The sequence below is a fragment of the Azotobacter bryophylli genome (assembly GCF_042643485.1).
GTDB classification, from domain to species: domain Bacteria; phylum Pseudomonadota; class Gammaproteobacteria; order Pseudomonadales; family Pseudomonadaceae; genus Azotobacter; species Azotobacter bryophylli.
On the sequence record NZ_JBHRSJ010000001.1, the window covers coordinates 457,893 to 479,029 of the forward strand.

Annotated in this window: 16 protein-coding genes; 8 read left to right on the plus strand and 8 right to left on the minus strand. The window is 65.1% G+C overall.

Annotation, left to right across the window (positions count from 1 at the left end; translation table 11 throughout):
• The first annotated feature begins 95 nt into the window (after positions 1 to 95).
• The 3 genes from ACFOJE_RS02265 to putP all read left to right on the plus strand — a co-directional run bounded on the left by ACFOJE_RS02265 (position 96) and on the right by putP (position 5,916).
• On the plus strand, positions 96 to 881 hold the full coding sequence (locus ACFOJE_RS02265; protein ID WP_377812614.1) for an AraC family transcriptional regulator: 786 nt from the start codon (positions 96 to 98) through the stop codon (positions 879 to 881).
• Positions 882 to 1,022: 141 nt separating this feature from the next.
• On the plus strand, positions 1,023 to 4,190 hold the full coding sequence (putA, locus tag ACFOJE_RS02270; RefSeq protein ID WP_377812615.1) for a bifunctional proline dehydrogenase/L-glutamate gamma-semialdehyde dehydrogenase PutA: 3,168 nt from the start codon (positions 1,023 to 1,025) through the stop codon (positions 4,188 to 4,190).
• Positions 4,191 to 4,377: 187 nt separating this feature from the next.
• On the plus strand, positions 4,378 to 5,916 hold the full coding sequence (gene putP / locus ACFOJE_RS02275) for a sodium/proline symporter PutP (RefSeq protein ID WP_377812616.1): 1,539 nt from the start codon (positions 4,378 to 4,380) through the stop codon (positions 5,914 to 5,916).
• 1 nt (position 5,917) lies between these two features.
• Here the strand turns inward: putP and ACFOJE_RS02280 are convergent, their stop codons facing one another.
• Together ACFOJE_RS02280 and metR are read right to left on the minus strand one after the other, a co-directional pair.
• The gene (locus ACFOJE_RS02280) at positions 5,918 to 9,019 is read right to left on the minus strand and encodes a transglycosylase domain-containing protein (RefSeq protein ID WP_377812617.1); all 3,102 of its coding nucleotides are present in this window, start codon (positions 9,017 to 9,019) and stop codon (positions 5,918 to 5,920) included.
• A 169-nt stretch (positions 9,020 to 9,188) separates the two neighbouring features.
• On the minus strand, positions 9,189 to 10,115 hold the full coding sequence (metR, locus tag ACFOJE_RS02285; RefSeq protein ID WP_377812618.1) for a transcriptional regulator MetR: 927 nt from the start codon (positions 10,113 to 10,115) through the stop codon (positions 9,189 to 9,191).
• A gap of 272 nt (positions 10,116 to 10,387) precedes the next feature.
• Here metR and ACFOJE_RS02290 point away from each other — a divergent pair, with 272 nt between their 5' ends.
• Positions 10,388 to 11,377, plus strand: coding sequence for an alpha/beta fold hydrolase (locus ACFOJE_RS02290; RefSeq protein ID WP_377812619.1), 990 nt, complete (start codon positions 10,388 to 10,390; stop codon positions 11,375 to 11,377).
• Here ACFOJE_RS02290 and glpD read toward each other — a convergent pair.
• Positions 11,301 to 12,926 carry a glycerol-3-phosphate dehydrogenase gene (gene glpD, locus ACFOJE_RS02295; RefSeq protein ID WP_377812620.1) on the minus strand — a complete coding sequence of 542 codons (1,626 nt, stop codon included), beginning with the start codon at positions 12,924 to 12,926 and terminating at the stop codon, positions 11,301 to 11,303. The genes ACFOJE_RS02290 and glpD overlap by 77 nt on opposite strands.
• Before the next feature lie 58 nt (positions 12,927 to 12,984).
• On the opposite strand from glpD, the gene ybaK reads away from it, so the two are divergent.
• Both ybaK and glpK read left to right on the plus strand, forming a co-directional pair.
• On the plus strand, positions 12,985 to 13,461 hold the full coding sequence (gene ybaK / locus ACFOJE_RS02300; protein WP_377812621.1) for a Cys-tRNA(Pro) deacylase: 477 nt from the start codon (positions 12,985 to 12,987) through the stop codon (positions 13,459 to 13,461).
• Positions 13,462 to 13,557: 96 nt separating this feature from the next.
• Complete coding sequence (gene glpK, locus ACFOJE_RS02305; protein ID WP_377812622.1) at positions 13,558 to 15,051, plus strand: glycerol kinase GlpK; 1,494 nt, start codon at positions 13,558 to 13,560, stop codon at positions 15,049 to 15,051.
• Between the two features lie 59 nt (positions 15,052 to 15,110).
• Here glpK and argF read toward each other — a convergent pair whose 3' ends face one another.
• Positions 15,111 to 16,034 carry an ornithine carbamoyltransferase gene (gene argF / locus ACFOJE_RS02310; protein WP_377812623.1) on the minus strand — a complete coding sequence of 308 codons (924 nt, stop codon included), beginning with the start codon at positions 16,032 to 16,034 and terminating at the stop codon, positions 15,111 to 15,113.
• Between the two features lie 295 nt (positions 16,035 to 16,329).
• Here argF and grxD point away from each other — a divergent pair, with 295 nt between their 5' ends.
• Positions 16,330 to 16,656 (plus strand): Grx4 family monothiol glutaredoxin, encoded by a 327-nt coding sequence (gene grxD / locus ACFOJE_RS02315; RefSeq protein WP_377812624.1) that lies wholly within the window; start codon positions 16,330 to 16,332, stop codon positions 16,654 to 16,656.
• A gap of 69 nt (positions 16,657 to 16,725) precedes the next feature.
• Here the strand turns inward: grxD and bfr are convergent, their stop codons facing one another.
• The 4 genes from bfr to pyrC all read right to left on the minus strand — a co-directional run bounded on the left by bfr (position 16,726) and on the right by pyrC (position 19,399).
• Positions 16,726 to 17,196, minus strand: coding sequence for a bacterioferritin (gene bfr, locus ACFOJE_RS02320; RefSeq protein ID WP_377812625.1), 471 nt, complete (start codon positions 17,194 to 17,196; stop codon positions 16,726 to 16,728).
• Between the two features lie 102 nt (positions 17,197 to 17,298).
• Positions 17,299 to 17,517: a bacterioferritin-associated ferredoxin gene (locus ACFOJE_RS02325; RefSeq protein WP_377812626.1), complete on the minus strand. Its 219-nt coding sequence runs from the start codon at positions 17,515 to 17,517 to the stop codon at positions 17,299 to 17,301.
• Positions 17,518 to 17,681: 164 nt separating this feature from the next.
• A complete protein-coding gene (rnt, locus tag ACFOJE_RS02330) occupies positions 17,682 to 18,356 on the minus strand; it encodes a ribonuclease T (protein WP_377812627.1) in 675 nt (224 codons plus the stop codon).
• Positions 18,353 to 19,399 (minus strand): dihydroorotase, encoded by a 1,047-nt coding sequence (gene pyrC, locus ACFOJE_RS02335; RefSeq protein ID WP_377812628.1) that lies wholly within the window; start codon positions 19,397 to 19,399, stop codon positions 18,353 to 18,355. The genes rnt and pyrC overlap by 4 nt, the downstream gene beginning before the upstream one ends.
• Positions 19,400 to 19,670: 271 nt before the next feature.
• Between pyrC and ACFOJE_RS02340 the strand changes: the two genes are divergently transcribed.
• Positions 19,671 to 20,888, plus strand: coding sequence for an argininosuccinate synthase (locus ACFOJE_RS02340; RefSeq protein WP_377812629.1), 1,218 nt, complete (start codon positions 19,671 to 19,673; stop codon positions 20,886 to 20,888).
• Positions 20,889 to 21,137: the final 249 nt, after the last annotated feature.

Genomic DNA, 21,137 nt, shown 5'->3' on the forward strand with positions numbered 1-21,137 from the left:
CGGCGCCGTATCCCCTGCGACCGATTTGGCGTCCTTCCTACCGCGGCGCCGGGCCCGGGTTGCGGTGCCCCCGTGACGGGCACGGGGGCGCCGTAGTGCACGCCGGTTGCCCACCCACGCTCGGCGTCCGCCTGCTGTGCCTGTCCGATCAGTCGCACACCCATACCCACGGCCACCACCAGATGGTGCTGTCGCTGGCCGGCCGCGCCGAGTTCGAGGTGGCCGGGCAGGGCGGCGAGGTCAGCAGGATGCGCGCCTGCCTGGTGCCCGGCGATGCCGCCCACGCCTTCGCGGGGCTCGGCGACAACAGCATGCTGATCCTCGACCTGGCCGACGAGGCCGCCTTCGATCGGGCCCCGGCGCCGGAGCGGGCACAGCTCGGCCGGTTGTTCGACGGCCCGCGCTATCCGCTGCTGGATGCCGATTTCCAGCACCTGCTGGCCTACGCCGGGGTCGAGCTGACGCGCTATGGCCACGAGCCGGGGCTGTCGCATGCCCTTGGCGGCCTGCTGTTACAGGCTCTGCACCTGCGCCTGTGCGGCCCGGCTCCCGCCATCGTGCGCCGGCCGCTCGATCGCGAGCGCATCGAGACCTACATCGAGCGCCACCTGGGGCGCACTGTCAGCGTGGCCGAACTGGCCCGAGTCGCCTGTCTCAGCCCGAGTCACTTCCACCAGCAGTTCAAGGACTGCTTCGGTCTGACCCCGCACCAGTACCTGCTCAAGGCCCGCCTCGACCGTGCCGTGCGCCTCTTGCGCGAAAGTCCGCTGCCGCTGGTGCGCATCGCCGAGGAGTGCGGCTTTTCCAGCCAGAGCGCCCTGACCACCGCCATGCGCCGGCATCTCGGTCTGACGCCGCGCAGTCTGCGTCGCGCGGCTTAGCCGCCTTTCCGGAGTTTTTTGCAAAAACTCCGGAGTCTCGCGCAAGAAGCCGTCCCGTCTCCGCCGCTAGAGTCTGCCCATGCCCGCCCCGGCGTGGGTCAAGCCGATTCATTAACAGACTCTTTGCGAAGGAGTGGCGTGATGTTCAAAGCCAGTCACGTCTTGGATGGCGACGTGCTCGAGGGCACGGCCGCCGAATTCTTCCCCGCCATTTCGGCCAGCTACGCGGTGGACGAAGAAGCCTATCTGGGCGAGCTGATCCAGCTCGCCGACCCCGGCAGCGCCGGCATCGAGGCGATCCGCCAAGACGCCCGCCGCCTGATCGAGACGGTGCGGAGTCGCGACAACGCGGTCGACACCCTCGACGCCCTGCTGCGCCAGTACAGCCTGGACACCCAGGAAGGCCTGATGCTGATGTGCCTGGCCGAAGCGTTGCTGCGCGTGCCGGACGCCGCCACCGCCGATGCCCTGATCCGCGACAAGCTGAGTGCCGCGCAGTGGGAGCAGCACCTGGGCCGAAGCGACAACGTGCTGGTCAACTTCGCCGCCTGGGGGCTGGCGATGACCGGCAAGGTGGTCAACCCGCAGTCCGCCGACGGCAGGCCGAAGAGCGTGATCGGTCGGCTGGTGCGGCGCTCCGGCGAGCCGGTGATCCGCGCCGCGATGAATCAGGCGATGAAGCTGATGGGCGGCCAGTTCGTGCTCGGCCGCAGCATCGCCGAGGCGCTGAAGAACGGCCGCGACTGCCGCGAGCGTGGTTACACCTATTCCTTCGACATGCTCGGCGAGGCGGCGCTGACTGCCGCGGATGCCGAGAAGTATCTGCTGGACTACCGCCAGGCCATCGAGACCGTCGGCCGCGAGCCGCAGGTCGGCAAGGGGCCGCAACCGTCGGTCTCGATCAAGCTGTCGGCCCTGCACCCGCGTTACGAGGTGGCCCAGCGCGAGCGCGTGCTCGCCGAGCTGTTCGCCAGCGTGCGCGAGCTGGCTCGTCTGGCCCGCTCGCTGGACGTCGGCATCACCATCGACGCCGAGGAGGCCGACCGTCTGGAGCTGTCGCTGGAGCTGTTCGAGAAGCTGTTGCGCGACCCGGCGATCGCCGGCTGGGGCGAGTTCGGTCTGGTGGTGCAGGCCTATTCCAAGCGCTGCCTGCCGGTGCTGGTCTGGCTGACGCTGCTCGGCAAGGAGCTGGGAGCGCGCATCCCGCTGCGCCTGGTCAAGGGTGCCTACTGGGACAGCGAGATCAAGCAGTGCCAGGTCCAGGGGCTGTCCGGATATCCGGTCTACACCCGCAAGGAAGGCACCGATATCTCCTACCTGGCCTGCGCGCGCTTCCTGCTCAGCGAGCACACCCGCGGCGTGATCTACCCGCAGTTCGCCAGCCACAACGCCCACACCGTCACCTGCATCCTGGCCCTGGCCAGGGCCTGCCGCGCGCCGCGCGCGTTCGAGTTCCAGCGCCTGCACGGCATGGGCGATGCCCTGTACGACACCCTCATCGCCGAGGGCGGGTACAACGTGCGCATCTACGCCCCGGTGGGAGCCCACCGGGATCTGCTGCCGTATCTGGTGCGGCGTCTGCTGGAGAACGGCGCCAACTCGTCCTTCGTCCACCAGTTGGTCGACCCGCGCGTGCCGGTGGATTCGCTGATCGACCACCCGCTCGAGAAGCTGCGCCGGCACGCGCGTTTCGGCAACCCGCGCATCGTCCCGCCGGCGGCACTGTTCGGCGCTTCTCGCCAGAATTCCCGAGGTATCAACATGAATATCCAGCAAGAATGGCTGCAACTGGAGCAGGCCATCCGGCCGCACCTCTCCCGCCAGTGGCGGGCCGCGCCGCTGATCGGCGGCCAGCGCCAGGCCGGCAGCGCTCACGAGGTGCGCTGTCCCTACGAGCTGAGCCAGGTGGTCGGTCAGGTGCAGTGGGCCGAACCGGCCGAGGCCGCCCAGGCCATGGAGGCATTGACGAGGGCTTTTCCGCGCTGGAGCTCGACGCCGGTGGAAGAGCGCGCCGCGATTCTCGAGCGCCTAGCCGACCTGATGGAAGCCAACCGCGCCGAGCTGATGGCGCTGTGCACACTGGAGGCCGGCAAGACCCTGCAGGACGGCATCGACGAGGTGCGCGAGGCGGTCGACTTCTGCCGCTACTACGCCCGGCAGGCCCGCGAGCGCCTGCAGCGCAGCGAGCTGAAGGGCCCCACCGGCGAGCGCAACGAACTGTTCTACGAAGGGCGCGGGGTGTTCGCCTGCATCAGCCCGTGGAACTTCCCGCTGGCCATCTTCCTCGGCCAGATCGCTGCCGCGCTGGTCGCCGGCAATACCGTGCTGGCCAAGCCGGCCGAGCAGACCAGCCTGATCGCCATGCGAGCCACCGAGCTGCTGCTGGAAGCCGGCCTGCCCGCCGACGTGCTCGCGCTGTTGCCGGGCTCCGGCGCCGAGCTGGGGAGCGTGTTCTGCCGGGATGCGCGCCTGGCCGGCGTGTGCTTCACCGGCTCCACCGAGACCGCGCGGCTGATCAACCGTCAACTGGCGGAAAAGGACGGTTCGATCGCCGCGTTGATCGCCGAGACGGGCGGGCAGAACGCGATGATCGTCGACTCCACCGCGCTGCCCGAGCAGGTGGTCAAGGATGCGCTGCTGTCCGCCTTCGCCAGTGCCGGGCAGCGCTGCTCGGCGCTGCGCGTGCTCTACGTGCAGGCCGACATCGCCGAACGGGTGATCGAGCTGCTCAGGGGCGCCATGGCCGAACTGCGGGTCGGCCCGAGCGACCGCCGGGTCAGCGACCTCGGCCCGGTGATCGACGCCGAGGCCCGTGCGGGCCTGCTGGCGCACATCGGGCGGCTCAAGGGGGAGGGCCGGCTGATCGCCGAAGCCCGGCTGCCGGCCGGCCTGAACGGCCACTTCGTCGCTCCGGTGGCCTTCGAGATCGACGGCATCCACGAACTCGAGAAGGAAAACTTCGGCCCGGTGCTGCACGTGGTGCGCTACGAGGCGCGGGACCTGGAGCAGGTGGTCGCGGCGATCAATGCCACCGGCTATGGCCTGACCATGGGCGTGCACAGCCGCAACGAGGAGACCGCCCGGCGCATCGAGCAGCTGGCGCGGGTCGGCAACCTGTACGTCAACCGCAACCAGATCGGTGCCGTGGTCGGCGTGCAGCCGTTCGGCGGCCATGGTCTGTCCGGTACCGGGCCCAAGGCCGGCGGTCCGAACTATCTGCTGCGCTTCGTCAGCGAGCGCACCACGTCGGTGAACACCACCGCGGTGGGCGGCAACGCCTCCCTGCTGTCGCTGGGAGGAAACGAGTGATCGGGCTCGAAACTTGCTTCTGGCAGCTTACCCTATGGTACGGCGGGTGATCGCCTGTTTCGCCGAACGCGGCGTCTCCGGGCCGCGAGCCGATGACAACGGGTGCCGGCTCGCGGGTATCGGCTGCCTCTGTGGGCGCGATCAGCCGTCGTCGCCCGGATAACAACCCCGCACGGGATCTCCACTCATGAGCATGACCAATCCAACCCTGATCACCTTCGTGATCTACATCGCGGCCATGGTGCTGATCGGCCTCGCCGCCTATCGCTCGACCAACGACCTGTCCGACTACATCCTGGGCGGGCGCAGCCTCGGCAGCTTCGTCACCGCGCTGTCGGCGGGCGCCTCGGACATGAGCGGCTGGCTGCTGATGGGGCTGCCGGGGGCCGTGTACCTGTCGGGCCTGTCCGAGAGCTGGATCGCCATCGGTTTGATCGTCGGGGCCTATCTGAACTGGCTGTTCGTCGCCGGGCGCCTGCGGGTGCATACCGAGCACAACGGCAACGCCCTGACCCTGCCTGACTACTTCACCAACCGCTTCGAGGACGCCAGCCGCATCCTGCGCGTCCTCTCGGCCGCGGTGATCCTCGTGTTCTTCACCATCTACTGCGCCTCCGGCATCGTCGCCGGGGCGCGCCTGTTCGAGAGCACCTTCGGCATTCCCTATTCGACCGCGCTCTGGGCCGGCGCCGCGGCGACCATCTGCTACACCTTCATCGGCGGCTTCCTGGCGGTGAGCTGGACCGACACCGTGCAGGCCAGCCTGATGATCTTCGCCCTGATCCTCACCCCGGTCATCGCGATGGTCGCCAGCGGCGGCCTGGAGCCGACCTTCGCCGCCATCGAGCTGAAGGACGCTGCCCATTTCGACATGCTCAAGGGCGCCAGCTTCGTCGGCGTGATCTCGCTGCTGGCCTGGGGCCTGGGCTACTTCGGCCAGCCGCACATCCTCGCCCGCTTCATGGCCGCCGATTCGGTCAGATCCATTCCGGCCGCCCGGCGGATCGGCATGACCTGGATGACCCTGTGCCTGGCCGGTGCGGTCGCCGTGGGGTTCTTCGGCATCGCCTACTTCTCCGCCCATCCGGAGCTGGGCGTGGCGGTCGACGACAACCCCGAGCGCGTGTTCATCGAGCTGGCCCGGCTGCTGTTCAATCCCTGGATCGCCGGTGTCCTGCTCTCGGCCATCCTCGCCGCGGTGATGAGCACCCTGAGCTGCCAGCTGCTGGTCTGCTCCAGTGCCCTGACCGAGGATTTCTACAAGGCCTTCCTGCGCAAGAAGGCTTCGCAGAAGGAACTGGTCTGGGTCGGACGGGGCATGGTGCTGCTGGTGGCCCTGGTCGCCATCGGCATCGCCGCCAATCCGCAGAGCCAGGTGCTCGGTCTGGTGTCCTACGCCTGGGCCGGCTTCGGCGCCGCCTTCGGTCCGGTGGTGCTGATCTCGCTGCTGTGGAAGCGCATGACCCGCAACGGCGCCCTGGCCGGCATGCTGGTCGGTACCCTGACCGTGGTGCTGTGGAAGGAGTTCGTCGGCCTCGGCCTGTACGAGATCGTCCCCGGCTTCGTCCTCGCCAGCCTGGCCATCGTCACGGTCAGCCTGCTGGACCGGGCGCCCTCCGCCACGGTTCGGCAACGCTTCGAGCGCGCCGACCGGGTCTATCGCGAGGCGCAGTCCGAGGCCGGGGAGGCGGCCGGCCGGGACTGCGCATCGAGCCCGGCGGGCTGACTCAGTACCGGCCGCTGCGCGCCTGCAGGGTCGCCGGCGCCGGAGCGCACCGGTTGTCCGGCCCGGCGAGATACGGCTGGAGGATCGGCGCCATGCCCTTGAGCACCTGCACCGGCAGGGCCGAGGTGAAGTGGAAGCCCTCCGCCGCGCGTCCCGGGACGTAGGCGGTGAGGGTGCCGAAGTGGTCCGGGCCCAGGTAGAAGACGAAGGTGGCGGTACGGTTCATCGCCTGCGAGCTGACCACGTAGCCGCCGCGGGCGACCCGCTCGATGCGGTTGTCGCCGGTGCCGGTCTTGCCGCCCACCCGCAGCGGCTGGCCGTCCGGCTGTCGGAACACGCCGTACAGGCGCCGCGCCGTGCCGTTCTCCACTACCAGGGCGAGGGCCCCGCGCAGGGCCGAGGCGACTTCCGGGGCCAGCACGCGCCGGGCCCGGTTCGGGTCGAGCCCCAGCCGGGTTTCGTAGGGGGTGCCGGCGGCGAAGTGCATGCCGTCGATGCGCACGGTCGGCAGGCGCACGCCGTCGTTGAGAATGATGCCGATCAGCTCGGCCAGCGCCGCCGGCCGGTCCCCCGAGCTGCCCAGGGCGGAGGCCAGCGAGGGCACCAGTTGCGGGAAGGGGTAGCCCAGGCGTTGCCAGCGCCGATGGATCTCGGTGAAGGCCTCGATCTCCAGCATGGTGCGGAGGCGGTTGTCGCGGGCGCTGCGGTAACGGCTCTTGAACAGCCAGCCGTAGACCTCCTGGCGCTCGTCGCGGCTGGCTTCCAGGACTTCCTTGAAATCCGCCTCGGGGTGCTTGAGCAAGTAGCCGAGCAGCCACAGGTCGAGTGGGTGGACGCGGGCGATGTAGCCCTGGTCCGGCAGGTTGAAGGCGCCGGGGCCGTAGCGGCGATACAGGCTGGCGAGCCGCTCCTCGGTGAGGGTGCGGTCGTTCGGCAGCTGCTCGCGCATGAAGGCGTCGAAGGCGGCGCGGTCGCTGCCCGGCCGCAGGTAGCGATGCACGGCGGCCAGGCGTACCGGCGTGGCGCGCAGGCCCTCGAGGAAGGTCGCCAGACGGTCCTCGCCGTTCTTGCCGGCGTACTTGTTCCAGAAGCGGCGCAGGAACACCTTGCCTTCCCGGTCGGCGAAGCGGACCAGGTATTCCTGGCGACGCGGATCGCGGTCGTCCTTGAGCAGGGCGGTGCCGTTGGGCGACTGATAGGTGCTGTAGCGGACGATGTCGCGCATCAGGCGCACGAAGGGCAGGTTGATCGACTCGCGCAGGGATTCGCGCACGGTCGGCAGGCGGCCGTTGTCCTCCTTGCGGAAGTTGGCGAAGGTGTGCAGGCCGCCGCCGGTGAAGAAGCTCTCGCCCGGGCTGGCCGAGTACTTGCGGTCAAGGGCGGCGTCGAGCATTTCTGGCAGGCTGCCCCGCGGATGCTCGATCAGCCAGTCCCGAGCCCAGCGGGTGAGCAGGTCGAGCGGCTCCAGTTCGAGCGCGCGCAACTGGGCCCTGTCCATGCCGGCGAAGCGCTTGTGCAGTTCGGCGACGATTTCCAGGTAGGTGGTCAGCACCCGCAGCTTGGCGGTGGAGCCCAGCTCCAGCTTGCTGCCTTCGTTGATGTCGAAGGGCAGGTTGGTGTTGTCGGTCTGCACCCGCACGCGGAAGCCGTCGTCGCTGCGCTCGAACAGGGTGAAGCTGTAGCGCACCTCGGCGGTGGTCTCCGGGGTCAGCAGGCGCTCGCCGAAGAGGCCGACGCCGGCGGCGAAGGTCGGGTCGGCCAGTTGTCCCAGGTAGCGGGTCACGGCGGTCTGCAGCTCGCCCTGCAGCGGCGTGCTGGCCGACAGGTCGAGACGGTCGAGATCGTAGAGCGAGGTCTGCAGCAGCTCCGCCATGCGGCTGCGGGCGACGCGGATGCCCTTGCTGGTCTCGATGGGCTGGACGGCCGGTTCCTTCAGCCAGTCGCGGTACGCTACCTTCTGCCCCAGGGCGGCCTGGGCCAGCCGGGCATCCAGCAGTCCGCCGCGATACAGCAGGCGGATGTGGCTGTCGGTCAGGGTGGCCAGTTCGCCGCGCCCCTGGTTGAGGTAGTAGGAGGGCCGGCGCTGGGAGATCAGCAGCGAGAGCACCTGGCGCAGGGCCAGGCCGCGTTCGGCGGGGCTGGCGTCGGCCGTCGAGAGCAGCCGGTTGACCTCGGCGAAATCGGCGCCGAACCACACCCGCAGGCCGTCGGCCAGGCCGTGTACCTCGCCGTAGCCCGGTGCCGCGGCGAGCGGCACGCTGTTCAGGTAGTCGCGGACGATGTTCTGCCGCGCGGCGATCGTGCGCGGGCCGCCCCGATAGGCCCGGACGCTGGCGGAGATCATCTGGCGCAGTTTTTCCGGGGCCGAGTCGGTCAGCCCGTCCGGCGAGTGGCGGTATTTCTCGATCTGCGTCGCCAGGGTGCTGCCGCCCGCCGATTGCCCGCCGAGACCGAGCATCTCGCGGACCTGCGTGACCGCCGCCATGCCGAAGCGCGCCCAGTTCACGGCGGGGTTGGCCAGCGGCTGCCGCGGGTCGAGCAGATCGCGATCCTCGATGAAGAGCAGGCTCTGGGCGATCAGCGGCGGGATGCTGGCGAAGCTCGGATACAGCTGCCGCGGCTGGCGGTAGAGATACAGCGACTCGCCGCGGCAGTCGCTGATGGTCAGGCCGACCTGCGATTTCTCCTGGTACGGCGGAAACAGGCCGTGCCGGCTGTACGCGAGCAGCGACGGGGAGAAGCGGGCCTGCTGGGTGATCTGGAAGCCGCGCTGCTCCAGCCTGGGCAACCAGTCGGGCAGGGAGATGTAGCCGAGGCGGCGGTCGAAGGGCCCGCGTCTGGGATAGTCGATCGACAGGCTGGGGCCGGCGCCCAGCGAGTAGGTGAGGGTGGCCGCATAGTGGCTGAGCTCCCGGGACTGCAGCCGGGACGTGCGCATTTCGTTGAACGCCAGCACGCCGAGCACGGCGACGGCCACGACGACCAGCAGCCAGACCAGCAGCCGCCAGGAACTGCGCCGCGGTGGTGGCGGGTTTTCGGCTTTCTGCAGGTCGTGCTGGGGAACTGCAGCCCCTTGTTCCTTTGTCTGCCAGATAACGCCCATATCGACCTGTGCCCGGCGGTTTCGCCTGTGTCCATTCTATCCCTAGATTAGCCACTGGCGGAGGTTCGGGAATCTCCTTGCCATCCCTTTTTGCTGGCGATTGTGCATGCTTTGCCTGGCTATAAGAAGTAGGCGATCCGGCGAAAGCGTCAGGGCTGCGAGTCAGGTCTCAGCGCGCTTTCGCCGCTGCGCTGACGCCTTCCAGGGTGGCGAAGGAAGTGTCCTTGGCCGTCAGTAGGAAGTCGCGCATGAAGGGGGCGTCCAGCATGTCGGCCCGGATCGCTGCGTACAGGGTGGCATACAGGCCCTTCTCGCCCAGCCGCTTGGCGGTGACGTAGCCGCGCGAGCTGTACTCGTGCAACGCCCAGTTCGGCAGGCAACAGACGCCGCGTCCGGAGGCCACCAGCTGCAGCATCATCACCGTCAGTTCGGCGGTGCGCACCCCGGCCGGCTCGACGTCGGCCGGGTCGAGGAAGCGGGTGAAGATGTCCAGGCGATCGCGTTCCACGGGGTAGTGGATCAGCGTCTCGTCGGCCAGGTCCTCGGGCAGGATATAGGGCCTGCCGGCCAGCGGGTGCTGGTTGGCCACGGCGAGCAGCGCCTCGTAGGTGAACAGGGGCACGTAGGTGATGCCGGTCAGCTCCAGCGGGTCGGAGGTGACCACCAGATCGAGGTCGCCCCGGGCCAGGGCCGGCAACGGGGCGAAGGAGAAGCCGGAGGCCAGGTCCAGCTCGACCTCCGGCCAGGCGTCGCGGAACTGGTCGATGGTCGGCATGAGCCACTGGAAACAGCTGTGGCACTCGATGGCCATGTGCAGGCGCCCGGCCGTTCCCCCGGCCAGCCGTGCCAGGTCGCGCTCGGCGCTGCGCAGTTGCGGTAGCAGGGCATCGGCGAGCTGGAGCAGACGCAGCCCGGCGCTGGTGAAGCGCAGTGGTTTGGTCTTGCGCACGAAGAGCTGCAGCCCCAGGCGCTCTTCCAGCTCCTTGAACTGGTGGGACAGCGCCGACTGGGTCAGGTGCAGGCGTTCGGCCGCTTCGACCAGGCTGTCGGCCTCGCGCAGGGCATGCAGGGTTTTCAGATGGCGCAGTTCGAGCATGATCGACTCTTGAGGGTTTCTAATGTTTACGTCCGATTTTTTGAGTTTCTCTCATGTTTGAGTGGCTGTCGACCGGAACAGCCATGCCTGATGGCAAGCGGCTGCCGATCCCGTAGCAAGAGACAGGGGGGCGACCGCTCGTCCCCTCTCGCCCCGTTTCGCGACGACCGTTTGCCTGCTTTCATCAAATTGTCATTTCTTTGTGCAGGCGAACTCTGCCCAAGGTGCACACAATTCCTCGGGATGGATTTTCTTGTTCTCCGGTATTCGCGATGCGTGTTCTCTTCTTCGTACTCGCCCTCCTTGGCGGCCTGCCAACGTGGGCGGCGTCTCGCTGCGATGTGCACGAGCCGGTGCAGATGGCCGATCTGCCCGAGGTGCGTCTGGCCTACCAGAGCATCGGCCGCGCCTCCGATCCCGTCCTGCTGCTGGTCATGGGGCTCGGCGGGCAGCTGATCGACTGGCCCGACGACGTGCTGGTCAGTCTCTGTCGCCAGGGCTTCCGGGTGATCCGTTTCGATAACCGTGATTCCGGACTGACCACCTGGTACAAGCGGGAGCCGGAGGTCAGCCTGGGCTACGAGCTGCTGCGCCGTCGGATCGGCCTGCCGGTTTCCGCGCCCTACGGACTGCGCGATATGGCCGGCGATGCGCTGGGATTGATGGATGCCCTGGAGGTACCGGTTTTTCATGTGCTCGGCGTCAGCATGGGGGGAATGATCGCCCAGCACATGGCCGATCTGGCGCCCGAGCGGGTAGAGAGCCTGACCTTGGTGATGACCAGCTCCAGCGCGCTGGGCCTGCCGGCGCCTAGTGCCGAGCTGGCCGCACTGCTGGCCAGGCGCGAGGTGGGCGGCCGCGAGGCGGCGATCCGGCAGCAGGTGGATCTCCTGGCCGCGCTCGGCAGTCCGCGAGCCAGCGAAGATCGCGACCAGCTCGCGCGGCAGGCGGCTCGGGCCTACGACAGGGCCTTCAGGCCGGAAGGGGCGGTGCGCCAGATCGTCGCCGTGCTCGCCGAGCCCAGCCGCGTTGCGTTGCTCGACCGTCTCCGCTTGCCGACGCTGGTGGTGCACGGTACGGCCGATCCTCTGCTGCCGGTGATGCATGGCGTGCACGTCGCCGCGCATATCAAGGGCAGCCAACTGAGGCTGATTCCCGGCCTCGCCCATCGCTTCCAGACGGAATTCAAGGAGCCGCTGCTGGCGGTGGTGCTGCCGTATCTGCGGGCGCAGCGCAGGAACCCGGCGCTGGCGCATCTGTAGCCCGCCGCAAGGCGATGACCGGGGGCGCCGGGCACTCATCGAGGTAGGCGGCGAGCCGTTTCTGCTCCCCCGGGGTGAGCGTCAGTCCGAGCTTGGTCCGCCGCCAGAGGATGTCTTCCGCCTGCTCGGCCCACTCATGGGTGCGCAGGTAATCCACTTCCCGCCCGTACAGCATGCCGCCCAGAGGCTCGCCGAGATCGGCCAGGCCGGAGGCGCCGGCGAGCAGGCAACGGGTGCGGCTGCCATAGGTGGTGGCCCAGCGCAGGGCGAGGGCGGGGGGTAGCCAGGCGAACTCCCGTTGCAGCTCGGTGGCCAGCGCCAGCGGGTCGCTCAGCCCCTCGCCGCCGGGCAGGGGAGCGCTGGCCGTCCAGCTGGGCCCCATGGATGGCAGGAAAGGAGCCAACTGATCCAGCGCCGTCTCGGCGAGCTTGCGGTAGGTGGTGAGCTTGCCGCCGAACACCGTGAGCAGCGCCGCCTGCCCAGGGGCGGCATCGAGGGCGAGGTTGTAGTCGCGACTGAGGGCGCTGGGGGCCTGGGACTCGTCGTCCAGCAGTGGACGCACGCCGGCGAAGCTGTGGCGGATATCCGTGCGCTGCAGGGGATGCGAGAAGTGGGCATTGACCACCCGCAGCAGATAATCGATGTCCTTTTCGTCGATGTCGACCTTCGCCGGATCGCCGGCGAATTCCCGGTCGGTGGTGCCGATCAGGCTGAAACGCTGCAGGTAGGGGATGACGAAGACGACGCGGCGGTCCTCGTTCTGCAGGACATAGGCCTCGTCTCCTTCGTAGAGGCGCGGGACTATCAGGTGGCTGCCCAGGACCAGGCGGATGTGGTGGGCGGGCCGTTGGTGCAGGACATCCTCGCTGACCCGTGCCACCCAGGGGCCGGTGGCATTGACCAGGGCGCGAGCTCGGATCTCCTGACGGGCGCCTGCTGCCCGTTGCAGTTCGAGCCGCCAGAGGCCCTCGTCGCGCCGTGCGCCCAGGCAGCGGGTACGGGGGAGGATGTCCGCGCCGCTTTCCCGGGCGGCCATGGCGTTGAGCACCACCAGGCGGGCGTCATCCATCTGGCAGTCGAAGTAGGCGAAGCCGCGGCGGATCTCCGGCTTCAGCGGACCTGCCTGGGGCAGACGCAGGCTGCAGGAGGCGGGCAGGGCATAGCGCTTGCCCAGGTGGTCGTAGAGAAACAGACCGGCGCGGATCAGCCAGGCCGGGCGCAGCTGGGGGCGATGGGGCAGGATGAAGCGCAGGGGCCTGATGATGTGGGGAGCCTTGAACAACAGCACCTCGCGCTCGGCGAGGGCTTCCCGTACCAGGCGAAACTCCCCGTGCTCCAGATAGCGTAGGCCGCCATGGACCAGTTTGCTGCTGGCCGAGGAGGTGTGCCGGGCTAGATCGTCCTGTTCGCAGAGCAGAACGCTTAGACCCCGTCCGGCCGCGTCGGCGGCGATGCCGACGCCATTGATGCCGCCACCGATGATGGCCAGGTCGTAGATCTTGGCGGATCGGGCGGTGGGGAGGCTGGAGGTCTGATCGGATGAAGGCATGTTGTCCATTTCAGGCTAAGGTAACCGCTCCGGAGTCACGTTTTTCATTCTTACCTATATGACACCTGCAATCGATCTGCTGAAGAAATTACGCACCCAATATCAGGTTCACAGCTACAGCCACGATCCGAAATCGGCCTCCTATGGGCTGGAGGCCGCGGAGAAGCTGGATCTTCCCCCCGAGCGGGTGTTCAAGACCCTGCTGGCGGCGACCGAGAAGGGTGAGCTGCTGGTAGCTGTCGTCCCGGTCGCCGGCAGCCTGGATCTGAAAGCCCTGGCCGAGGCGGCCGCCGCGAAGAAGGTGGAAATGGCCGATCCGGCCGCTGCCCAGCGAGCCACCGGCTATCTGGTCGGCGGAATCAGCCCGCTGGGGCAGAAAAAGCGCCTGCGTACTTTCATCGACGAGTCGGCCGGGCAGTTCCCGAGCATCTTCGTCAGCGCCGGTCGCCGCGGTCTGGAGGTCGAGCTGGCGCCCCAGCTGCTGGCTGAACTGACCGCAGCGACGTTCGCCCCCATCGGAAGGGCGGGGCGTTAAGGGCTCGGCTTCTCGGGCTTGTGCCGTCTGAGGCGTTTCCGGCTCGATATCCCCTAAACTGGTGCCTATACAGTCGCGTCGAACGGGAAGACGCCTATGCCCCAGTATCTGCTCGCCATCGACCAGGGGACCACCAGCACCCGCGCCATCGTCTTCGATGCTGAGGGCGTGCCGGTCGCCAGCGCCCAGCGGGAACTGCATCAGTATTTCCCGCGTTCCGGCTGGGTCGAGCACGATCCCGAGGAAATCTGGCAGGGCACACTGGCGGTATGCAGGGAAGCGCTGTGGAAAAGCGGACTGCGCGCCGGGCAGATTGCCGGCATCGGCATTGCCAACCAGCGCGAAACCACTCTGGTCTGGGAAGCCGACAGCGGCATGGCGATCCATCCGGCCATCGTCTGGCAGGACCGCCGGACCGCCCAGCGCTGCGCCGAACTGCAGTCAGCCGGACACGAGCAGCGGATCACGGCTGCGACGGGGCTGCTGCTCGATCCCTATTTTTCCGCCAGCAAGCTCGCCTGGATTCTCGACAACGTGCCTGGCGCACGCGCCCGGGCCAGGCGCGGCGAGTTGCGCTTCGGCACCGTCGACAGCTTCCTGCTCTGGCGCCTGACCGGCGGCAGAAGTCACCGGACCGATGCCGCCAACGCCTCCCGCACGCTGCTGTTCGATATCCATGCCCAGCAGTGGGATGAGGAGCTGCTCAGGTTGTTCGACCTTCCCGCCAGCCTGCTGCCCCCAGTTCAGGACTGCACGGCGGAATTCGGTGCCACCCCGGCGAAGCTGTTCGGCGCGCCGATTCCCATCCTGGCCATGGCCGGCGATCAACAGGCCGCGCTGTTCGGTCAGGCCTGCTTTCGTCCCGGAATGGTCAAAAGCACCTATGGCACCGGCTGCTTCATGATCCGGAACACCGGCGATATCCCGGTCGTTTCGCGCAATCGCCTGCTCACCACGGTGGCGTACCGGCTACAGGGGCGGGTGACCTATGCCGTCGAGGGCAGCATCTTCGTCGCCGGCGCCGCGCTGCAGTGGCTGCGCGACGGAGTTCAACTGATCCGCCATGCCCAGGAGAGCGAGTCCTTGGCCGAGCAGGCCGGGGATTCCTGCGGCGTTTATCTGGTGCCGGCCTTCACCGGCCTGGGCGCACCCTATTGGGACCCGCAGGCGCGCGGAGCCATCTTCGGACTTACCCGCGACACTGGCATCAAGGAAATCGTCACCGCCGGCCTGCAGTCGGTCTGCTACCAGAGCCGCGATCTGCTCGAAGCCATGCAGATGGATGCCGCCACTCCGTCGGACAAGACGGTTCTGCGCGTGGACGGCGGCATGGTGGTGAACAACTGGCTGGTGCAGTTTCTCGCCGACATCCTCGGCGTGGCGGTGGAGCGTCCCCGGGTTATCGAGACCACCGCCCTGGGTGTGGCCTATCTGGCGGCGCTACAGGCAGGCATCTACAGCGACGTGCAGCAGATCGCCAGGCTCTGGAGGAACCAGCAGCGCTTCGAGCCGCGTATGGAAAGCGAGCGGCGCACCCGCCTGTATGCCGGCTGGTTGAATGCCGTACAGCGGGTGCGTAGTCAGCGGTAATGGGGCGCTGCCGGTTCCCGGCGCGACCGTACCTCTCGAAAGCGGCGCTCGGTCGGGGCTCAGTTCGCGTGGGGCTGGCTTGGCGCGATCAGCATCTCGAGCAAGGCCTTCTGCGCATGCAGGCGGTTCTCCGCCTGATCCCAGGCGGCGGAGCGCGGGTCGTCGAGCAGGTCTTCGCTGATTTCTTCGCCGCGATGAGCCGGCAGGCAGTGCATGAAGAGCACGTCCTTGGCGGCAAGGTCGAGCATCTCGCGGGTCACCTGATAGGGCTTGAAGAGGCTCAGGCGCGTTGCCGTCTCATGCTCCTGGCCCATCGAAGTCCAGACGTCGGTGCTCACGAGATGGGCGCCGGCCACCGCCTCGCGCGGATCCCGCATTATCTCGACCCGATCTCCGCCGAGGGCGACGAATTTCGGATTGGGCTCGAAGCCTTCCGGGCAGGCGACCTTGAGTCGGAAGTCGAACTGCAGGGCAGCTTCGATATAGCTGTTGCACATGTTGTTGCCATCGCCCACCCAGGCAACGGTCTTACCCTGGATCGAGCCGCGGTGTTCGTGGAAGGTCTGCATATCGGCCAGTAGCTGGCACGGATGCAGGTCATCCGACAGGCCGTTGATCACCGGAACCCGTGAGTTGGCTGCGAACTCGGTCAGGGTGCTGTGAGCGAAGGTTCTGATCATCACCGCATCGAGCATGCGGGACATGACTATGGCGGTATCGCTGATCGGCTCGCCCCGCCCCAGTTGCGTGTCGCGCGGGGACAGGAAGATCGCTTGGCCGCCGAGCTGGATCATGCCGGCCTCGAAAGACAGGCGGGTGCGGGTCGAGGCCTTTTCGAAGATCATGCCGAGGACGCGGCTCTTGAGTGGCTCGAAGGGTACGCCGCGGTTGCGCAGGTCCTTCAGTTCGATGCCGCGACGAATCAGGGCAAACAGCTCCTGGGGCGTGCAGTCCATCAATGAGAGAAAGTGCCTAGCGCTCATTTTCAGTTCCTTGCTTATCGATACGGACCGCAGAGCGGATGCGACTCCTCGGGGAGCGACAGTGTCTGCGGTCGCCACCCTTTGGCGGGGGCGCGAAATGGGAAAACGGCGATCTTATAAGGAAAATGCGAAGCCACGCAAACTGCCAGTTTCCTGAGCATAAGCAAGCTCCATGCCTGTGCATCAGGGTTAGCCTATGGTCACGAACAGGGCCCAAGTCTGAGCGTGGGGCTCGGTTTTCCTTTACAATGGCGCCAATGCCGACTGATCGGAAAACTTCACTCGAGGTGGTTCAATGGATATTTTCGACACTATCAAAGACCAGATCGCCAGCAACACCATTCTGCTGTACATGAAAGGTTCGCCCAATGCTCCGCAGTGCGGTTTTTCGGCCCGCGCCTCACAGGCCGTGATGGCTTGCGGTGAGCGGTTCGCCTATGTGGATATTCTGCAAAACCCCGAGATCCGCGCGAATCTGCCGAAATACGCCAACTGGCCGACTTTCCCGCAACTGTGGGTCAATGGCGAGCTGATCGGCGGCAGCGATATCATCATCGAGCTGTTCGACAAGGGCGAGCTGCAGAAAATCATCAAGGACGCAGCGGGCAAGACTGACGCCTGAGAGCCTTGTGATACGAAAAAAGCCCCGATGCGAGTCGGGGCTTTTTTGTTTTCGGTGGAGGGGATTTATTCACTCATCCATCTGCGACTGCAGATAATTCTCCAGACCGACCTTGCCGATCAGGTCCAGTTGCGTCTCCAGCCAATCGATGTGTTCTTCTTCCGACTCGAGGATTTCCTCCAGCAAGTCGCGGCTGCCATAGTCGCCGACGCTTTCACAGTAGGCGATGGCGGCTTTCAGATCGGGAAGGCCCAGTTGCTCCAGCTTGAGATCGCATTCGAGCATTTCCTTGGTGTTTTCCCCGATCAGGAGCTTGCCCAGATCCTGCAGGTTCGGAACTCCTTCCAGAAACAGGATGCGTTTGATCAGGCGATCCGCATGCTTCATCTCGTCAATGGATTCTTTGTATTCGCGCTTGCCGATCTTCTCGAGACCCCAATCCTCGTACATGCGGGCATGCAGGAAGTATTGGTTTATCGCTATCAGCTCGTTACCAAGAATCTTGTTCAGATGCTGGATGACCGTAATATCGCCTTTCATTGCCGCTCCTGCCTGTAAAGGGTTAAGAGAGTCTGGTCAGCCCCCTACTTGCTGTCAACCATCGGATGGCAACTGTGGCAAACGTCTTGGCAGACTCGTCGATCAAGCGCTGGCAAGGGCGGCCGAGTAGAAGGTGGGATTCTGATTGCTCTGGAGTTTGGCCAGAGTTTCACGGGTGACCTGTTTGGCCTGGCTGGCGCATTTTCCGCATTGAGTACCAACCCCGAGTGCCTGGCGGACATCACGATAGCTGCAGCAGCCTTCGTAAATCGCCTCACGGATTTGTCCGTCGGTAACGCCTTGGCAAAGACATACGTACATAGGATGGTCTCGATGAGAAATATGTGGGTGTAAGAAACATAATCTCAATGAGAATTATTGTCAAACGCTTGGGTTTCTTGGTGATATGCCGGGTAGTGGAAGAGGCATGCTGCTCCAGGTCTTGCGCCCCCGTCACAGAGGCGCGAGCCTGTGCATGGGATGGATCATGAACCGAAGGTTAGCCAGCCGCCCATCTCTTTCCAGCGGTTAACAATGCCGCAGAACAGTTCTGCAGTCTTTTCGGTGTCGTAGCGAGCCGAATGTGCTTCGCGTCCGTCGAAGTCGATTCCGGCGCTTTGGCAAGCTCTGGCTAGCACAGTCTGGCCGTAGGCGAGACCGGCCAGGGTGGCAGTGTCGAAACTGGAGAAGGGGTGAAAAGGATTTCTCTTGATATCGCAACGAGCAACTGCGGCATTCAGGAAGCCTAGGTCGAAGCTGCTGTTGTGCCCGACCAGTATGGCTCGTTTGCATCCGTTGGATTTCAGTGCCTTGCGCACCCCCCGGAAGATTTCCTGAAGGGCCTGCTCTTCCTTGACTGCCATGCGCAGTGGGTGGTCCAGCTTGATGCCGGTGAACTCCAAGGCCGCCGCTTCGATGTTCGCTCCCTCGAAGGGCTCGACTCGAAAGAAATGGGTATGTTCGGGGAAGAGAAAACCCTGCTCGTCCATCCCTATGGTGACGGCAGCAATTTCCAGCAGTGCGTCGGTGGCACAATTGAATCCCCCGCTTTCCACATCAACAACCACCGGAAGATAGCCCCGAAACCGCTGCGCCATGGGGTGGCGGGAGCTGTTGCCGCTGGGTAATTCCAGTTCGTCTCCGAAATACTCTTCGCTCACGCATTTTCCTCCAGAACATGCCAACGCAGCGTTTCTCCAGCACGCAACGGAGTCAGGCTGTGCTCGCCGAAAGGCAGTGTGGTTGGAGCCGTCCATTCTTTCCGGACCAGCGTGATGTGGTCATCGTTTCTTGGCAGACCATAAAAATCGGCGCCATGGTGGCTGGCGAAGGCTTCCAGTTTGTCTAGCGCGTTGCGCTGTTCGAAAGCCTCCGCATAGAGCTCGATGGCCGCATAGGCGGTATAGCAGCCCGCGCAGCCACAGGCGGCCTCCTTGGCATGCTGGGCATGGGGGGCTGAGTCTGTGCCGAGGAAGAACTTTGGATTGGCGCTGGTGGCTGCATCCAGCAATGCTTCCTGATGGACGTTGCGCTTCAGGATCGGCAAGCAGTAGAAGTGCGGACGAATGCCTCCGACCAGCATGTGGTTTCGATTGTAGAGCAGATGATGTGCCGTGATGGTGGCGCCCACGTTGGTGCCGGCAGCTTCGACGAACTGAACCGCATCATGAGTGGTGATGTGCTCGAATACTATTTTAAGATCGGGAAAACGAGTGACCACCCGACTCATATGCTCATCGATAAAGACTTTCTCCCGATCGAAAACGTCGATTTCCGGGCGTGTCACCTCGCCATGTATGAGTAGAGGGACTCCCAGTTCGCTCATCGTCTCAAGTACAGGATATACCTTGTCGATGCTGGTCACTCCCGAGGCGGAGTTGGTCGTCGCGCCCGCAGGATAGAGTTTGGCGGCATAGACAAGGCCGCTCGACTTCGCGGCATGAATGTCTTCCGGGGTTGTGCTGTCAGTCAGATACAGCACCATCAGGGGCTCGAAACGGCTGCCAGCAGGGCGTGCATCAAGGATGCGCTGGCGATAGGCGCTTGCTTCAGCTGCATTACGCACCGGTGGAACCAGATTGGGCATGACTATGGCTCTGCCGAAGGTGCGTGCGACATCGGCGACGGTCTGGGATAAGGCGGCACCGTCTCGCAGATGGATATGCCAATCATCGGGGCGCAACAGAGTCAATCGATCGGTCATGTAATGGTTCCAGGCAGGCAAAACTGAAGGCGCATGCTACCGGAAAAGACATGGCAGGGCACGTCGCTGTTTTCTGGTGCGGATCGCTGGAGGTCAGTTCAGCTGATTTCGAGGGCAATTGCTTATATTGGTGTTAGATGGGGGTTGAGTGGCATCTTGGTAGTTGGCTCGCTCCCCGTCATTTAATCTTCGTTGGTGGCCCTCCCTCTATAAAAATAGAGGCTTCGGCGGTAGAATCGGCCATTTTCGTAAACCCCGTGGAGCTGATGGCATGGCGGACGTGAAGAAGGTTGTCCTGGCGTATTCCGGTGGCCTGGATACTTCGGTGATTCTCAAGTGGCTGCAAGACACCTATAACTGCGAAGTGGTGACTTTCACCGCAGACTTGGGGCAGGGGGAGGAGGTCGAGCCGGCTCGGGCCAAGGCCAAAGCGCTGGGTGTAAAAGAAATCTACATTGACGATCTCCGCGAAGAGTTCGTCCGCGACTTCGTCTTCCCGATGTTTCGCGCCAACACCATCTATGAGGGCGAGTACCTGCTGGGTACATCCATCGCCCGTCCGCTGATCGCCAAGCGCCTGATCGAGATCGCCAACGAGACCGGCGCCGACGCCATCTCCCACGGTGCCACCGGCAAGGGCAACGACCAGGTGCGCTTCGAGTTGGGTGCCTACGCGTTGAAGCCTGGTGTCAAGGTGATCGCCCCTTGGCGCGAGTGGGATCTGCTGTCCCGTGAGAAGCTGATGGACTACGCCGAGAAGCACGCCATCCCGATCGAGCGCCACGGCAAGAAGAAGTCGCCGTACTCCATGGATGCTAACCTGCTGCACATCTCCTATGAGGGCGGCGTGCTGGAGGATACCTGGACCGAGCACGAGGAGGACATGTGGCGTTGGACCACCTCTCCGGAAAAGGCTCCGGATGTGCCCACTTACATCGAGCTGACCTACCGCAAGGGCGATATTGTAGCCATTGACGGCATTGAGCTGACCCCGGCTCAGGTACTGACTCAATTGAACAAGATCGGTGGCGAGAACGGCATCGGTCGCCTTGATATCGTCGAGAATCGCTACGTCGGCATGAAGTCGCGTGGCTGCTACGAGACTCCTGGCGGCACTATCATGCTCAAGGCCCACCGCGCCATCGAGTCGATTACCCTGGATCGCGAAGTGGCCCACCTGAAAGACGAGCTGATGCCGAAGTACGCCAGCCTGATCTACAACGGCTACTGGTGGAGTCCGGAGCGTCGCATGTTGCAGCAAATGATCGATGATTCTCAGGCTAACGTGAATGGTGTTGTGCGCCTGAAGCTGTACAAAGGCAACGTTGTCGTGGTCGGTCGCAAGTCTGACGACTCCTTGTTTGATGCCAATATAGCTACGTTCGAGGATGATGCAGGCGCTTACAATCAGGCCGATGCGGGAGGCTTTATCAAGCTGAATGCGCTGCGTCTGCGCATTGCTGCCAACAAGGGGCGTTCTCTGTTCTGATATCGGCAGAGCAATTGCTTGCCTTTACGTCTAATCAAGCCCCGACCGTATGCCTATGGTCGGGGCTTTTTTGTGGGGCCTCTGTTGGAGAAAGGTGTTTGTCTCTCGTTATCCAGTCATGCTGATTGGTTGGTGGTAAAAAATCGGTTGACGCCAGATTTGAGGTCCCTATAATGCGCACCACTTCCGGCGCGGTCCTCACGGAAAACCTCTTTCGAATCAAGGGGTTGGCTAAGAGGGTGGGGTCGG

What these genes read in the sequence shown, in the direction of transcription:
- grxD (WP_377812624.1), top strand. Translation starts at nt 16,330, where the DNA reads ATGGATATTTTCGACACTATCAAAGACCAGATCGCCAGCAACACCATT.
- putA (WP_377812615.1), top strand. Translation starts at nt 1,023, where the DNA reads ATGTTCAAAGCCAGTCACGTCTTGGATGGCGACGTGCTCGAGGGCACG.
- ACFOJE_RS02325 (WP_377812626.1), bottom strand. Translation starts at nt 17,517, where the DNA reads ATGTACGTATGTCTTTGCCAAGGCGTTACCGACGGACAAATCCGTGAG.
- putP (WP_377812616.1), top strand. Translation starts at nt 4,378, where the DNA reads ATGAGCATGACCAATCCAACCCTGATCACCTTCGTGATCTACATCGCG.
- argF (WP_377812623.1), bottom strand. Translation starts at nt 16,034, where the DNA reads ATGAGCGCTAGGCACTTTCTCTCATTGATGGACTGCACGCCCCAGGAG.
- bfr (WP_377812625.1), bottom strand. Translation starts at nt 17,196, where the DNA reads ATGAAAGGCGATATTACGGTCATCCAGCATCTGAACAAGATTCTTGGT.
- glpK (WP_377812622.1), top strand. Translation starts at nt 13,558, where the DNA reads ATGCCCCAGTATCTGCTCGCCATCGACCAGGGGACCACCAGCACCCGC.
- ACFOJE_RS02280 (WP_377812617.1), bottom strand. Translation starts at nt 9,019, where the DNA reads ATGGGCGTTATCTGGCAGACAAAGGAACAAGGGGCTGCAGTTCCCCAG.
- ACFOJE_RS02290 (WP_377812619.1), top strand. Translation starts at nt 10,388, where the DNA reads ATGCGTGTTCTCTTCTTCGTACTCGCCCTCCTTGGCGGCCTGCCAACG.
- metR (WP_377812618.1), bottom strand. Translation starts at nt 10,115, where the DNA reads ATGCTCGAACTGCGCCATCTGAAAACCCTGCATGCCCTGCGCGAGGCC.
- ACFOJE_RS02340 (WP_377812629.1), top strand. Translation starts at nt 19,671, where the DNA reads ATGGCGGACGTGAAGAAGGTTGTCCTGGCGTATTCCGGTGGCCTGGAT.
- ybaK (WP_377812621.1), top strand. Translation starts at nt 12,985, where the DNA reads ATGACACCTGCAATCGATCTGCTGAAGAAATTACGCACCCAATATCAG.
- pyrC (WP_377812628.1), bottom strand. Translation starts at nt 19,399, where the DNA reads ATGACCGATCGATTGACTCTGTTGCGCCCCGATGATTGGCATATCCAT.
- glpD (WP_377812620.1), bottom strand. Translation starts at nt 12,926, where the DNA reads ATGCCTTCATCCGATCAGACCTCCAGCCTCCCCACCGCCCGATCCGCC.